This is a genomic window from Streptomyces sp. NPDC054047, from assembly GCF_055585065.1.
On sequence record NZ_JBVJKV010000005.1, the window covers coordinates 66,421 to 79,851 of the forward strand.

Here is a 13,431-nt window from a genome sequence, read left to right on the forward strand (position 1 = left end):
AACCGCCCCGCCCATCCGTAAGGAAGGGCGGGGCGGTGCGTTCGCCGCGTGCGCGTAGCTGTGCCTTCGTACGGATATTGAGGGGACCCCATGGACCAGGCACCAGGCAGCCCGCAGGGGCCACAGGACGCACCGGACCTGCCCGGCTGCTACCGGCATCCGGACCGTGAGACCGGCATCAGCTGCACCCGCTGCGAGCGCCCCATCTGCCCGGAGTGCATGATCAACGCCTCGGTGGGCTTCCACTGCCCCGAGTGCGTGCGCGAGGGATCGGGCACCGGCCACTCGCCCGCGGCCAACCAGCCGCGCACCATCGCGGGCGGCTCGATCGCCGCGGACCCGCGTCTGATCACCAAGATCCTGCTCGCGATCAACGTTCTCTTGTTCATCGCGATCAGTACGAACGACCGGCTCGTCGGCGATCTCGTCCTGATCGGCGAATGGCCGCCCTATCCGTACGCGCCGGACGAGGGCGTCGCCCAGGGCCAGTGGTACCGCCTGGTCACGTCCATGTTCGCGCACCAGGAGATCTGGCACATCGCGTTCAACATGCTGGGTCTGTGGTGGCTCGGCGGCCCGCTGGAAGCCGCGCTCGGCCGCTCCCGCTACCTGGCGCTGTATCTGCTCTCCGGCCTGGCCGGCAGCGCGCTCACCTATCTCCTCGTCGGCCCGAGCGACGCCTCGCTCGGGGCATCCGGAGCGATCTTCGGTCTGCTCGGCGCGACCGCGGTCCTGATGCGGCGCCTGAACTACGACATGCGCCCCGTGATCGCGCTGCTCGCGCTGAACATGCTCTTCACCTTCACGTGGAGCGGCATCGCCTGGCAGGCGCACGTCGGCGGTCTGGTCGCCGGTGTCGCGATCGCGTACGGGATGGTGCACGCGCCCCGCGAGCGGCGGGCGCTCGTGCAGTGGGGGACCTGTGCCGTGGTGCTGATCGTGGTCCTGGCGGCTGTGGCCATCAGGACCGCTCAGCTCGGCTGAAGGCCCTCGAAGGTCCCTCCGAAGCTCACCGATGTCGTCCGATGGCCAAGGTTGTCCACAGCGTGTGCCCACGCTTGTGCATTCTGTGGGGAACAACAGTGCCCCTTGTCGCTGACCTGGGTTTCCCCAGGAAGGACAAGGGGCCTGCGAGGGCTTGCATGGCGATCAGCCAGTCGTACCGGCGTCAACGCCCAGTGGGTTATCCACAGATCGTCTTTCTTTTCCCCAGCCGGGGCCGGGATGTGGATAGCGCTGTGGATAACTCAGGGCAAGGCTTGCGCGCGGCCCTGTGGGATGCGCGCTACTTCCACTGCGTGGAGACGCCGAACCCTGCGGCGATGAAGCCGAAGCCGACCACGATGTTCCAGTTGCCCAGCGGGTCGATCGGCAGCTTGCCGTCGGTGACGTAGAAGACGACGATCCAGGCGAGCCCGATGAGGAACATCGCGAGCATCACCGGAGCCACCCAGCTACGGCTGGTCAGCTTGATGTTCGTCGCCTTCTTGGCGGGCGGCGTGTAATCGTCGGCCTTCTTGCGGATCCGTGACTTCGGCACGAGGGTCTCTCCTGTCGATACGGGGAGCTGAGCCCTCCCCCGGGCGTCCGTTAGCGTAGTGCTTCCGCGGCGCTGAAGGAGATAAGGGTACGTTGAGCAATTCTGCCGACTCCCCCACAGGTCCGGGTCGTCGTCCACGCTGGCGGGCGGTCCGGTTCCTCACGGCCGCCGTTTTCGCGCTCGCGGGCCTCCTCTTCTTCACCAGCTTCAACACGGCCAAGGGCACGAACATCCGCACCGACGCCTCGCTCCTGAAGCTCTCCGACCTGATCGAGGAACGCAGCCACAAGAACGGCAAGCTCGACGAGTCCAACGGCTCGCTGCGCGACGACGTCGAGTCCCTGGCCGAGCGTGACAACGGCGGCACGAAGGCCGACGACGCCCGGCTCAAGGCCCTGGAGAAGAACGCGGGCACCAAGAAGCTCAGCGGTGAGGCCGTCTCCGTCACCCTCGCCGACGCCCCGCCGAACGCCACCGCCAAGCTCCCCGGCTACCCCGAGCCCCAGCCCAACGACCTGGTCATCCACCAGCAGGACCTCCAGGCCGTGGTCAACGCGCTCTGGCAGGGCGGCGCCAAGGGCATCAAGGTCATGGACCAGCGGCTCATCTCCACCAGCGCCGTCCGCTGCGTGGGCAACACCCTGATCCTCCAGGGCCGCGTCTATTCGCCGCCGTACAAGGTGACGGCGGTCGGTGACCCGGAGAAGCTCAAGACGGCGCTCGCCGCGTCCCCGCAGATCCAGAACTACATGCTGTACGTGAACGCGTACGGCCTCGGCTGGAAAGTCGATGACGACGGGGCGATGACTCTTCCCGGCTACTCGGGCACAGTGGATCTCCACTACGCGAAGCCCGTGGAGTAAGCCGCCCGTGGAGCAAGCCGCTGGGGGAAGCCTGTGTCGGTGCGAGTGCTCGTCAGGACGTTCAGCGAACTGTGCATCACCGTCGGCACCTTGATCGTGCTCTTTGTGGTGTACGTCCTGTTCTGGACCGGCGTGAAGGCCGACAACGCCATGGACAGCCAGATCGACACCCTGCAGGACCAGTGGGCGCAGGGCTCGGTGCCCTCGGGGACGGACGACGAGCCCGCCGAGGCCTCTTTGAAGAAACCGGGCCCCTACGAGGACGGCAAGCCCTTCGCCGTCATGTACATCCCGCGCTTTGGTTTCACGTGGAACAAGCCGGTGCTCCAGGGCACCGGGACCGACACCCTCAAGAAGGGACTCGGTCACTACGCAGACACCGCGCAGCTCGGCCAGAAGGGCAACTTCTCCGTGGCGGGCCACCGCCGCACGTACGGGGACCCGTTCAAGGACTTCCCGAAGCTGCGGCCGAACGACCCCGTGGTCCTGACCGACGGCACCACGTGGTTCACGTACCGCATCGACAAGAAGCCCTACAAGACGCTCCCCGGCGACACGGGGGTCATCGATCCGGTTCCCCGCAAGTCCGGATACGAGGGGCCGGGGCGTTACCTCACCCTTACAACCTGTGAACCAGAGTGGGGCCACAGCCACCGGCTGATCGCCTGGGCGCACCTCGACGCGACCCAGCCCGTCGAGGCCGGGAAACCGGAGGCACTGCGCCGTTAGTCTGGTGCCGTACGGCTACGGAAGGGACGGCATGTACGGCTGGATCTGGCGGCATCTGCCGGGAAACGCTTGGGTAAGGGCGCTGCTTTCGCTGATGCTCGTCTTCGCTGTGGTCTACGTGCTCTTCCAGTACGTCTTCCCCTGGGCCGAGCCGCTGCTTCCCTTCAACGATGTGACGGTGGACGGCCAGTGATGACCGAAGAGCGCCCCCGCCGCATCCTGGTCGTCGACAACTACGACAGCTTCGTCTTCAACCTCGTCCAGTACCTCTACCAGCTGGGCGCCGAGTGCGAGGTCGTGCGCAACGACGAGGTCGAGCTGCGCCACGCGCAGGACGGCTTCGACGGCGTCCTGCTGTCGCCGGGCCCCGGAACGCCCGAGCAGGCGGGCGTCTGCGTGGACATGGTGCGGCACTGCGCCGGCACCGGTGTGCCCGTGTTCGGCGTCTGCCTCGGCATGCAGTCGATGGCGGTGGCGTACGGCGGAGTGGTGGACCGCGCGCCGGAGTTGCTGCACGGCAAGACGTCCGCGGTGGTCCACGAGGGCAGGGGTGTCTTCGCCGGACTGCCGTCGCCGTTCATCGCGACGCGCTACCACTCGCTCGCCGCCGAGCCGGCCACGGTCCCGGCCGAGCTGGAGGTGACCGCGCGCACGGAGGACGGCATCATCATGGGCCTGCGCCACCGTGAACTGCCGGTCGAGGGCGTGCAGTTCCACCCCGAGTCGGTACTCACCGAGCACGGCCACCTCATGCTCGCCAACTGGCTGGTCGAGTGCGGCGACAAGGGGGCGATCGGTCGGTCGAGGGGTCTTGCCCCGGTGGTGGGCAGGGCCACGGCGTGACCGCGCTGCGCCCCGAGCGCGACTCCTCCGGACTTCCGTACGACGAGCACCACGCGGCGTACGGGGACCCTGGGGCGTTTGAGGAGCCCGGGGCGTACGAGGAGCCTGGCGCGTACGAGGCGGCCGTGGACGACCTCGCCGATCCGCTGACCGATCCCCTGCCGGGTCAGCAGCCGGGTCAGCACCCTTCGCCGTGGTTCCGCAGCGGGCCCGCGGAGCCGGAGCCGGCGCCGACGCCCGCCCCTGAGCCGGTCGTCCAACAGCCGGTCGTCCAGCCCCAGGAGTGGTACGACCCGCAGGGGTACGCCCGCGACTGGCACGGGGAGCGGCAGCCGCAGCAGTACCAGGAACCGCCGTCCCAGGAACCCACGTACGAGGAGCTGTACGGCGCGTACGCCCCCCGATCCGCGCCGCGGCCCCCGGAGCCGGTCGACGACGAGACGGTGGCCCTGCGGGCGGCGGACACGCGCCGAATAGCCGAGCCGGCACCGGAGCGCCCCACAGAGGGCCGTGCCGCCCGCCGCAAGGCCGCCAAGAAGGGCGCCCCGCGCGCCTCCAGCGCGACGGCAGGCTCCGCGGCCCCCCTTTCCCGCGTGGAGGCCCGTCGCGCCGAGCGCGCCAGGAAGCCCTCCGCGGGCACGGTGATCAGCCGGGGCCTCGGCGAGGTCTTCATCACCGTCGGCGTACTGATGCTTCTCTTCGTCACCTACCAGCTGTGGTGGACGAACATCCGTGCCCACCAGCAGGCCAACGGCGCCGCCAGCGACCTCCAGCAGAGGTGGGCCGACGGCAAGGGCAAACCGGGCGCCTTCGAGCCCGGCCAGGGCTTCGCGCTCCTGCACATCCCCCGCCTCGACGTGGTCGTGCCGATCGCCGAGGGCATCGACAAGTCGAAGGTCCTGGACCGCGGCATGGTCGGCCACTACAACGAGGGCGGCACCAAGACGCCCATGCCGGACGCCAAGACGGGCAACTTCGCGGTCGCCGGGCACCGCAACACCCACGGCGAACCGTTCCGCTACATCAATCAGCTCGAACCGGGCGACCCCATCGTCGTGGAGACGCAGGACAAGTACTACGTCTACAAGATGGCGAGCATCCTGCCGCAGACCCAGCCCAGCAACATCTCGGTGATCGCGCCGGTCCCTCCGGGGTCGGGCTTCACCAAAGCGGGCCGGTACATCACACTGACCACCTGTACCCCGGAATTCACGAGTAAGTATCGAATGATCGTCTGGGGCAAGATGGTCGAGGAACGGCCGCGCGGCAAGGGAAAGCCGAGCGCGCTCGTCAACTAGCACGGTGAGAACGGGGCAGATCCAGTGGCAGCGACGACCGACCACGCCGACCACGACGAGGAGCGGACCGAGGAGCGGACCGAGGAGCGGACCGAGGCACCCGCACCCGTGCGCGCACCGCGGCCGCGGGGACGCGGACCCATCGCCACGGCGGTCAGCGTCTTCGGCGAACTCCTCATCACCGCGGGCCTGGTGCTCGGTCTCTTCGTCGTCTACTCCCTGTGGTGGACCAACGTCGTCGCGGACCGCGAGGCGCACAAGCAGGGCGACAAGGTGCGCGACCGCTGGGCGGGCGGCCCGGGGAACCTGAACACCAAGGACGGCATCGGCTTCCTGCACGTGCCCGCGATGGGCAACGGCGACATCCTCGTCACCAAGGGCACCGGCACCAAGGAACTCAACCACGGTGTCGCGGGCTACTACACGGACCCGATCAAGTCGGCGCTCCCGCAGGACAAGGAAGGCAATTTCACGCTGGCCGCGCACCGCGACGGGCACGGCGCGAAGTTCCACAAGATCGACAAGATCAAGAAGGGCGACGCGATCGTCTTCGAGTCCCGGGACAAGTGGTACGTGTACAAGGTGTACTCGACGCTCCCCGAGACCTCGAAGTACAACGTGAACGTCCTCAACCCGGTCCCGAAGGAATCAGGCGCGAAGAAGCCCGGCCGCTACATCACCCTGACGACGTGCACGCCGGTCTACACGTCCAACTACCGCTACGTGGTGTGGGGCGAGCTGGAGCGCATCGAAAAGGTCGACAACAAGCGGACGCCGCCGGCGGAGCTGGACTGAGCCCCCCCGGACACGAGAGGAGCCCCGGACACCGCCGAGCAGGCGGGTCCGGGGCTCCTCTCATGTACTGCCGAGGGGGCTAGTCCTCGTTGTGGCGGGAGAACCCGGCGCTGCCTCCGAGGAAGCCTCCGCCGTCGTCCCCGCCGTTGCCGCCACCGTTGTCGCCGCCGCCACCGCCGCCGGCGGTCGTCAGGTTGATCGCGGTGTCGGGTGCGACCTCCTGATTGGCGGGCGGGTCGGAGAGGACCACGAGAGCGTCGTCCTCCTGCGGGCCCGTGATGGTGCCGACCGTCAGACCGGCGTCCTCGATGGCCTTGCGGGCGTCCTTGAGCTTCTGGCCCGCGAGCGCCGGAACGGTGGTCTTCTCGGCGGCCTTGGCGACCTTCAGCGTGACCGTGGAGCCGGGGTCGGCCTGGCTCTGCGGGGGCAGGCTCTGGGAGATGACCTTGCCGGGATCGACCGAGTCGCTCTCTTCTTCCTCGCACGTACCGGTGAGGTCGTTGCTCTGCAGCTGAGCCTTGGCCTCGGCGCAGGTCTTGCCGGTGACGTCGGGGACCGTGGACTTGGCGGCCTCCTTGGCGACGTCAAGGGTGATGGTGCTGCCCTTCTGCACCTCGGTACCCGAGGTCGGATCCTGTTCGAGGACCTCGCCCGGAGTCTCAGGGGACTCCACCGGGTTGGGCTTGACCCTCAACTGGTACTTGTCCGCTTCGAGCTTTTCCGTGGCTTCGTCGATGTCCAGGCCGATGACGCTCGGCACAGCCACCTTCGGCGCCCCCGTCGAAACGGTCACCGAGATCGTGTCGCCCTTTTTGACCGTGGCGTTCGCGCCCGGGTCCTGGTCGCAGATCTCGCCCTCGGGGTACTTCTCGCACGGCTTGCGCTCGGAGGCGTCCAGTACGAGGTCGACGTTCTTGGCCGACTCCTTCGCGTCCGCGAGCTTCTCGCCGACGAAGTCGGGTGCCTTGATCGTGTCGTCGCCACCGCCCCCGGTGAACGCCCACTTCCCGATCAGGATCGCGCCCACCAGGACGAGGAGTCCCGCCAGGATCAGCAGCACCGTAGAAGTGTTGCTCTTCTTCTGGCGGCGCCGTGAGTGGTCGTCGTACCCGTCGTCCGGGCCGACCGGCGGCATCATCGACGTCTGGGCGCCGCCGTTCTGCGGGCGCAGCATCGCCGTCTGCTGGTCGTCCGGGTGGCCGCCGTAGCCGACCGCGCCCATGGCAGCGGTGGCCTGGACGGGCTGGCCGTCCAGGCAGGCCTCGATGTCGGCGCGCATCTCGTCGGCCGACTGGTAGCGGTAGTCCGGGTCCTTGGTGAGGGCCTTCAGGACGATGGCGTCCATCTCCGGCGTGATCTCGCCGTCGAAGACGCTCGGGGCCTGGGGCTCCTCCCGTACGTGCTGGTAGGCGACCGCGACCGGGGAGTCGCCCACGAAGGGTGGCCGCACCGTCAGGAGCTCGTAGAGCAGGCAGCCGGTCGAGTAGAGGTCGCTTCGCGCGTCCACCTGCTCGCCCTTGGCCTGCTCCGGCGAGAGGTACTGCGCGGTGCCGATGACCGCCGCGGTCTGCGTCATCGTCATCCCGGAGTCGCCCATGGCGCGGGCGATGCCGAAGTCCATGACCTTGACCTGGCCGTTGCGCGTCAGCATGACGTTCGCGGGCTTGATGTCGCGGTGGACGATGCCGTTGCGGTGGGAGTACTCCAGGGCCTGGAGGATCCCGATGGTCATCTCCATGGCGCGCTCGGGCAGCAGCTTGCGCCCCGAGTGCAGCAGCTCACGCAGGGTGGACCCGTCGACGTACTCCATCACGATGTACGGGATGGAGACCCCGTCCACGTAGTCCTCGCCGGTGTCGTAGACCGCGACGATCGCAGGGTGGTTGAGCGAGGCGGCCGACTGGGCCTCACGGCGGAACCGGGCCTGGAACGACGGATCACGCGCGAGGTCGACCCGCAGCGTCTTCACCGCCACGGTGCGTCCGAGGCGGGTGTCGTGCGCGAGGTAGACCTCCGCCATCCCGCCTCGGCCGAGCACCTGGCCCAGCTCGTACCGCCCGCCGAGGCGACGCGGCTCTTCCATAGCTAATCCAGCCCTCTCCGTCAGTCCCGACCGCACCCTTGTGTGGTCCGGCGGTGTGCTGTCCGGGCATACCGTACCCGGCTCGCCTTACGTGACCCGGCCACCACCGTCACCCGATACAGGACCGGTATCGCAACGTGCACTGATGTGAAGGGGCCGTGACGGGGGTCACTTCTTGCTGTCGAGCACCGCCTGCATCACGTCCTTGGCGATGGGGGCGGCCAGACCACCACCGGAGATGTCGTCGCGGCCGGCCTTGCTGTCCTCGACGACCACGGCGACGGCCACCGGCGAACCGGAGTCGGTCTTGGCGTAGCTGATGAACCAGGCGTAGGGGTTTTCGCTGTTGTCGACGCCGTGCTGGGCGGTACCGGTCTTGCCGCCGACCGTCACGCCGGGGATCTTGGCGTTCGTGCCGGTGCCGTCGTTGACGACCGTCTGCATCATGTCCTGGAGCTTCTGCGCGTTCTCCTCGGAGAGCGGCCGGCTCATCTCCTTGGGCGCGTGCTTCTCGATCACGTCCAGGTTCGGCGCCTGCAGCTCGCTGACCATGTACGGCTCCATCAGCTTGCCGTCATTGGCGATGGCCGAGGCGACCATGGCCATCTGCAGCGGCGTCGCGGCCGTCTCGAACTGGCCGATGGAGGAGAGGGCGGTCTGCGGCCGGTCCATCTTCTCGGGGAAGACGGAGGCGTTCGAACGGACCGGCACGAACTGCTCTTCGTTGAAGCCGAACTTCTCGGCCGTCTCGAGCATCTTGTCCTTGCCGAGGTCCGAGCCGATCTTGCCGAAGACCGTGTTGCAGGACACCCGCAGCGCCTCGCGCAGCGAGGCGTTCTTGCAGGGGATGTTGCCCTCGTTCGGCAGCGGGGTCTGGGTGTCGGGCATCGTCCACGGCAGCGGCGACTTGGTGGGCGAGTCGATGTCGGTGTACAGATCGTGCTCAAGGGCCGCAGCCGCCGTGACCGCCTTGAAGGTGGAGCCGGGCGGGTACGTCTCGCGCAGGGCGCGGTTGAGCATCGGCTGGTCTTTGTCCTTGTCCAGCTTCCCGAACTGCTCGGCTTCCTTGTCCGTGTTGCCCGCGAAGGTCGAGGGGTCGTACGAAGGAGCCGAGGCCAGCGCGAGGATCGCACCGGTCGACGGGTCGAGCGCGGCCACCGCGCCCTTGCCGCGGCCCTTGAGACCGTCGTACGCGGCCTTCTGCGCGGCGGCGTTGAGGGTCGTGACGGCGTTGCCGCCCTCCTTCTTCTTGCCCGTGATCATGTCCAGGCTGCGGGTGAAGAAGAGCCGGTCGTCGTTGCCGGTGAGGATGCCGTCCTCGAGGCTCTCGATCTGCGTGGCGCCGATGCGCTGCGAGGCGAAGCCGGTGACGGGGGACCACATGGGCCCGTTCTTGTACGTCCGCTGGTACTTGTAGTCGCCGCCGCCGGCTTCCTTGGAGCCGGTGATGGCCTTGCCGTCGACGATGATGTCGCCGCGCGGCTGGGCGTACCGCTCGATGGAGACACGGCGGTTCTTCGTGTGCTCGGCGAGGGTGTCGGCCTGCACGTACTGGAGCCAGTTGTCCCGGGCGAGCAGGGCGAGGATGAGGAGCCCGCAGAAGATCGCGATCCGGCGCAGGGGCTTGTTCACGGTCGGACCACCTGGGTCATTTCGGCGTCGGGGTTCGGGGCGGGGGCGGGCGCCGGGCGGCGCGCGGTGTCGCTGATGCGGATGAGGATTCCGATCAGCGCCCAGTTGGCGATCACCGAGGAACCGCCGTTCGCGATGAACGGCATGGTCATACCGGTCAGCGGGATCAGGCCCATGACGCCGCCCGCGACGACGAACACCTGGATGCCGAAGGCGCCGGACAGGCCGATCGCCAGGAGCTTGCCGAACGGGTCACGGGCCGCGAGGGCGGTGCGCACGCCGCGTTCCACGATCAGTGCGTACATGAGCAGGATGGCCATGACACCGGCCAGGCCGAGCTCCTCGCCGAAGGTGGCGAGGATGAAGTCGGAGTTGGCGGCGAAGCCGATCAGGTCGGAGTGACCCTGACCGAGGCCGGTGCCGAGCACACCGCCGGAGCCGAACGCCATCAGGGACTGGGCGATCTGGTCGCTGCCCGTGGAGGCGATGACGGCGTCCGAGAACGGGTTCAGCCAGGCGTCCACACGCTCCTGCACGTGCGGCTCGAACGTGGCCACACCCACCGCGCCGGCCGATGACATCACCAGACCGAACACGATCCAGCTGGTGCGCTCCGTGGCGACGTACAGCATCACGACGAACATGCCGAAGAACAGCAGCGACGTACCGAGGTCGGTCTCGAAGACCAGGATGAGGATCGACATCGCCCAGACGACGATGATCGGGCCCAGGTCACGGCCACGCGGCAGGTACATGCCCATGAAGCGGCGGCTCGCCAGGGCGAGCGCGTCGCGCTTCACCATCAGATAGCCCGCGAAGAAGATCGCGATGACGATCTTCGCGAACTCACCGGGCTGGATGGAGAATCCGCCGACGCTGATCCAGATCTTGGCGCCGAAGACATCCATGCCGAGCCCCGGCACGAGCGGCAGCAGCAGCAGGACCAGGGACGCGACCATGGAGATGTACGTGTAGCGCTGCAGGACGCGGTGGTCCTTCAGCACGAGCAGCACGGCCACCAGGAGCGCGATGCCGATCGCGGAGTACATCAGCTGCTTGGGCGCGGACGGGCTGAAGGAGCCGGTCGCCGCCTTGGCGAGACCCTGCAGCTTCTCCGACTGGTCCAGGCGCCAGATGACCACCAGACCGAGGCCGTTGAGCAGCGTCGCGATCGGCAGCAGCAGGGGGTCCGCGTAGGGCGCGTACCTGCGCACCACGATGTGACCGACGGATGCAAGGAGTCCGAGCCCGCAGCCGTAGCCGAGCATGCCGGACGGCAGCCTGCCGTCGATCGCGAGGCCCACGTTGATGTAGGCGAACAGCGGGATGACGACGGCGAACGCAAGGAGCGCGAGCTCGGTGTTGCGCCTGCTCGGCGCCCCGATCGCGCCGATGGTCGACGTGTGTGTAGTGCTACTGCTCATGGCGTGCAAAGGCCCCCAACGGCTGCTTACTGCTTACCGCACAGCGGGACCAGCTTCTCCTCGTCCTCGGAGAGACTGGGGCCGGGTGTGGGAGTCGGTGCGGTCTTGGACTTGTTCTTGTCGGTCGAGCTGTTCTTGTCGTTCTTGTCGTTCGTGTCCGCCGGGTCGGTCGGATCGTCGGTGGGCGCCTTGGCGGCCAGACCGGTGGTGCCGCCCGCCTCGCCCTCGCCCGGCTTGGCGTTCTCCCGCTCGGCCTCGCGGCGCTTGGCGTCCTTCTCGCAGGCCGAGGCCTGCAGACCCAGCTCCTCGATCTTGCTCTTGGCGTCGTCGAGGTTGCCCTCGGCGATGGTCGCCTCGACCTGCTTGCGCTGGTACGGCGGCAGGTACTTGAGTTCGATCTTCGGGTAGTTCTCCTCGACCTTCGACAGGCTGACCCACGCCAGATCCTGGTCGATGCCGCGGTACAGGGCGACGTTCGTGTCGTTCGTGCCGACGTAGTACTGGGTCTGGGTCCAGCGGTAGCCGCCGTACAGGCCGCCGCCGACGACCGCCAGGGCGAGCACGGTGTAGAGCGATCTCTTGAGCCACTTGCGGCCGCCGCCGGGCTTCACGAAGTCCTCGTCGCTGTACGCGCCGAAGCTCCCCTCGGGGACGTATCCCGCCGTGTCGCCGCTCCCGGGCGGCCCGAAGCCGCCTCCGGAGGGCTGCGGGGGGACGGGACGGCCGAGGCCGGACGCGCGGCCCGCGGGGGTCTGCATGGCGCCGTCGTCCTGCGCCTGGAGCTGGTTCTCGGCGACCGCGCCGACGACCACGGGGGTGTCGGAGAGCTGGCCCGCGAGGGTGTCGCCGCTGTCGATGTCCAGGACGTCGGCGACGATCACCGTGATGTTGTCGGGGCCGCCGCCGCGCAGCGCGAGCTGGATGAGCTCCTGCACGGTCTCCTGGGGGCCCTGGTAGCTCGCGAGGGTGTCTTCCATCGTCTGGTGCGAGACGACGCCGGAGAGACCGTCCGAGCAGATCAAGTAGCGGTCGCCGGCGCGGACTTCGCGGATGGAGAGGTCCGGCTCGACGTGCTCACCACTGCCCAGCGCGCGCATCAGCAAGGAGCGCTGCGGGTGGGTGGTGGCCTCCTCCTCGGTGATCCGGCCCTCGTCGACCAGCCGCTGCACCCAGGTGTGGTCCTGGGTGATCTGCGTGAGGACGCCGTCCCGAAGGAGATAGGCGCGCGAGTCGCCGACATGGACGAGGCCCAGCCGCTGTCCCGTCCACAGCAGGGCGGTCAGGGTCGTCCCCATGCCCTCGAGCTGGGGGTCCTCCTCGACCATCAGACGCAGCTGGTCGTTGGCGCGCTGCACGGCGGTGCCGAGCGACGTGAGGATGTCCGACCCCGGCACGTCGTCGTCGAGGGTGACGAGCGTCGAGATCACCTCGGAGCTCGCCACCTCACCCGCGGCCTGGCCCCCCATGCCGTCGGCGATCGCGAGGAGACGCGGACCGGCGTAACCGGAGTCCTCGTTCCCCTCCCGGATCATGCCTTTGTGCGATCCGGCGGCGAAGCGCAAAGACAGACTCATGCGCACCTCGCCCGTCGGCTCCGGGTACATCCGCACGGTGCCCACCCTCCGGTCGGGAGCGCGCTGGCGTCCAGTGTGTGGACCGCGTCGGCTCGCTCGCTCCGCTCGCTCATTGTCGTACTACTTCCGCAGCTCGATGACGGTCTTGCCGATGCGGATCGGCGCGCCCAGCGGAACGGGCGTCGGGGTGGTGAGTCGGGTCCGGTCGAGATACGTGCCGTTGGTGGACCCGAGATCCTCGACGATCCACTGGCCGTCACGGTCCGGGTAGATCCTGGCATGCCTGCTGGACGCGTAGTCGTCGTCCAGCACGATCGTCGAATCGTGCGCTCGGCCCAGCGTGATCGTCTGACCCTGCAGGGCGACCGTCGTGCCCGCCAGGATTCCTTCGGACACGACCAGCTTGCTGGGGGCGCCGCGGCGCTGCCGCCCGCCGCCCTGCTGCTGGCGCTGGGGAGGTGGTGCGGCCGCCGCCTGCTGTTGCTGGCGTGCGGCCTGCTGCGGTCGCGCGTTCTCGCGGCGCGAACCGCGCTGCGTGACACGTGTTCCAAACAGGTCGCTTCGGATGACCTGGACGGCCACGATCACGAACAGCCACAGAACGGCTAGGAAACCCAGCCGCATGACCGTCAGGGTCAGCTCTGACATTG

General features: G+C 68.3%; 13 protein-coding genes. 7 read left to right on the top strand and 6 right to left on the bottom strand.

Going from position 1 to position 13,431, the window contains the following annotated elements:
* Positions 1–90: 90 nt before the first annotated feature.
* Positions 91–984 (top strand): rhomboid family intramembrane serine protease, encoded by an 894-nt coding sequence (locus ACZ6ZP_RS20020; protein WP_469407738.1) that lies wholly within the window; start codon positions 91–93, stop codon positions 982–984.
* A gap of 301 nt (positions 985–1,285) precedes the next feature.
* Here ACZ6ZP_RS20020 and crgA read toward each other — a convergent pair whose 3' ends face one another.
* A complete protein-coding gene (crgA, locus tag ACZ6ZP_RS20025) occupies positions 1,286–1,540 on the bottom strand; it encodes a cell division protein CrgA (RefSeq protein ID WP_160506128.1) in 255 nt (84 codons plus the stop codon).
* 92 nt (positions 1,541–1,632) lie between these two features.
* On the opposite strand from crgA, the gene ACZ6ZP_RS20030 reads away from it, so the two are divergent.
* From ACZ6ZP_RS20030 to ACZ6ZP_RS20055, 6 genes are all read left to right on the top strand, one after another.
* Positions 1,633–2,403, top strand: coding sequence for a DUF881 domain-containing protein (locus tag ACZ6ZP_RS20030; RefSeq protein WP_351169126.1), 771 nt, complete (start codon positions 1,633–1,635; stop codon positions 2,401–2,403).
* Positions 2,404–2,442: 39 nt separating this feature from the next.
* Positions 2,443–3,132, top strand: coding sequence for a class E sortase (locus tag ACZ6ZP_RS20035; RefSeq protein ID WP_351169123.1), 690 nt, complete (start codon positions 2,443–2,445; stop codon positions 3,130–3,132).
* A gap of 31 nt (positions 3,133–3,163) precedes the next feature.
* Entirely contained in the window at positions 3,164–3,325 is a 162-nt protein-coding gene (locus tag ACZ6ZP_RS20040) for a hypothetical protein (protein ID WP_383284977.1), read from the top strand.
* Positions 3,325–3,975, top strand: coding sequence for an aminodeoxychorismate/anthranilate synthase component II (locus tag ACZ6ZP_RS20045; protein WP_351169121.1), 651 nt, complete (start codon positions 3,325–3,327; stop codon positions 3,973–3,975). Before ACZ6ZP_RS20040 ends, ACZ6ZP_RS20045 begins: the two co-directional genes overlap by 1 nt.
* A gap of 125 nt (positions 3,976–4,100) precedes the next feature.
* Positions 4,101–5,273: a class E sortase gene (locus ACZ6ZP_RS20050; protein WP_469407950.1), complete on the top strand. Its 1,173-nt coding sequence runs from the start codon at positions 4,101–4,103 to the stop codon at positions 5,271–5,273.
* A 24-nt stretch (positions 5,274–5,297) separates the two neighbouring features.
* On the top strand, positions 5,298–6,068 hold the full coding sequence (locus tag ACZ6ZP_RS20055) for a class E sortase (protein ID WP_469407740.1): 771 nt from the start codon (positions 5,298–5,300) through the stop codon (positions 6,066–6,068).
* Between the two features lie 79 nt (positions 6,069–6,147).
* On the opposite strand, the gene pknB is transcribed toward ACZ6ZP_RS20055, so the two are convergent.
* From pknB to ACZ6ZP_RS20080, 5 genes are all read right to left on the bottom strand, one after another.
* Complete coding sequence (gene pknB, locus ACZ6ZP_RS20060) at positions 6,148–8,151, bottom strand: Stk1 family PASTA domain-containing Ser/Thr kinase (protein WP_469407741.1); 2,004 nt, start codon at positions 8,149–8,151, stop codon at positions 6,148–6,150.
* Between the two features lie 168 nt (positions 8,152–8,319).
* Positions 8,320–9,783, bottom strand: coding sequence for a peptidoglycan D,D-transpeptidase FtsI family protein (locus ACZ6ZP_RS20065; protein ID WP_351169109.1), 1,464 nt, complete (start codon positions 9,781–9,783; stop codon positions 8,320–8,322).
* On the bottom strand, positions 9,780–11,207 hold the full coding sequence (locus ACZ6ZP_RS20070; protein ID WP_351169106.1) for an FtsW/RodA/SpoVE family cell cycle protein: 1,428 nt from the start codon (positions 11,205–11,207) through the stop codon (positions 9,780–9,782). Before ACZ6ZP_RS20070 ends, ACZ6ZP_RS20065 begins: the two co-directional genes overlap by 4 nt.
* A gap of 26 nt (positions 11,208–11,233) precedes the next feature.
* Positions 11,234–12,781 (bottom strand): Stp1/IreP family PP2C-type Ser/Thr phosphatase, encoded by a 1,548-nt coding sequence (locus ACZ6ZP_RS20075; protein WP_383815583.1) that lies wholly within the window; start codon positions 12,779–12,781, stop codon positions 11,234–11,236.
* Between the two features lie 120 nt (positions 12,782–12,901).
* Positions 12,902–13,429, bottom strand: a complete 528-nt coding sequence (locus ACZ6ZP_RS20080) for an FHA domain-containing protein FhaB/FipA (protein WP_351169100.1) — start codon at positions 13,427–13,429, stop codon at positions 12,902–12,904.
* Positions 13,430–13,431 lie beyond the last annotated feature (2 nt).

Coding starts and splice junctions, on each gene's coding strand:
- ACZ6ZP_RS20020 (WP_469407738.1), top strand. CDS start 91: ATGGACCAGGCACCAGGCAGCCCGCAGGGGCCACAGGACGCACCGGAC.
- ACZ6ZP_RS20040 (WP_383284977.1), top strand. CDS start 3,164: ATGTACGGCTGGATCTGGCGGCATCTGCCGGGAAACGCTTGGGTAAGG.
- ACZ6ZP_RS20045 (WP_351169121.1), top strand. CDS start 3,325: ATGACCGAAGAGCGCCCCCGCCGCATCCTGGTCGTCGACAACTACGAC.
- pknB (WP_469407741.1), bottom strand. CDS start 8,151: ATGGAAGAGCCGCGTCGCCTCGGCGGGCGGTACGAGCTGGGCCAGGTG.
- ACZ6ZP_RS20070 (WP_351169106.1), bottom strand. CDS start 11,207: ATGAGCAGTAGCACTACACACACGTCGACCATCGGCGCGATCGGGGCG.
- ACZ6ZP_RS20075 (WP_383815583.1), bottom strand. CDS start 12,781: ATGAGTCTGTCTTTGCGCTTCGCCGCCGGATCGCACAAAGGCATGATC.
- ACZ6ZP_RS20080 (WP_351169100.1), bottom strand. CDS start 13,429: ATGTCAGAGCTGACCCTGACGGTCATGCGGCTGGGTTTCCTAGCCGTT.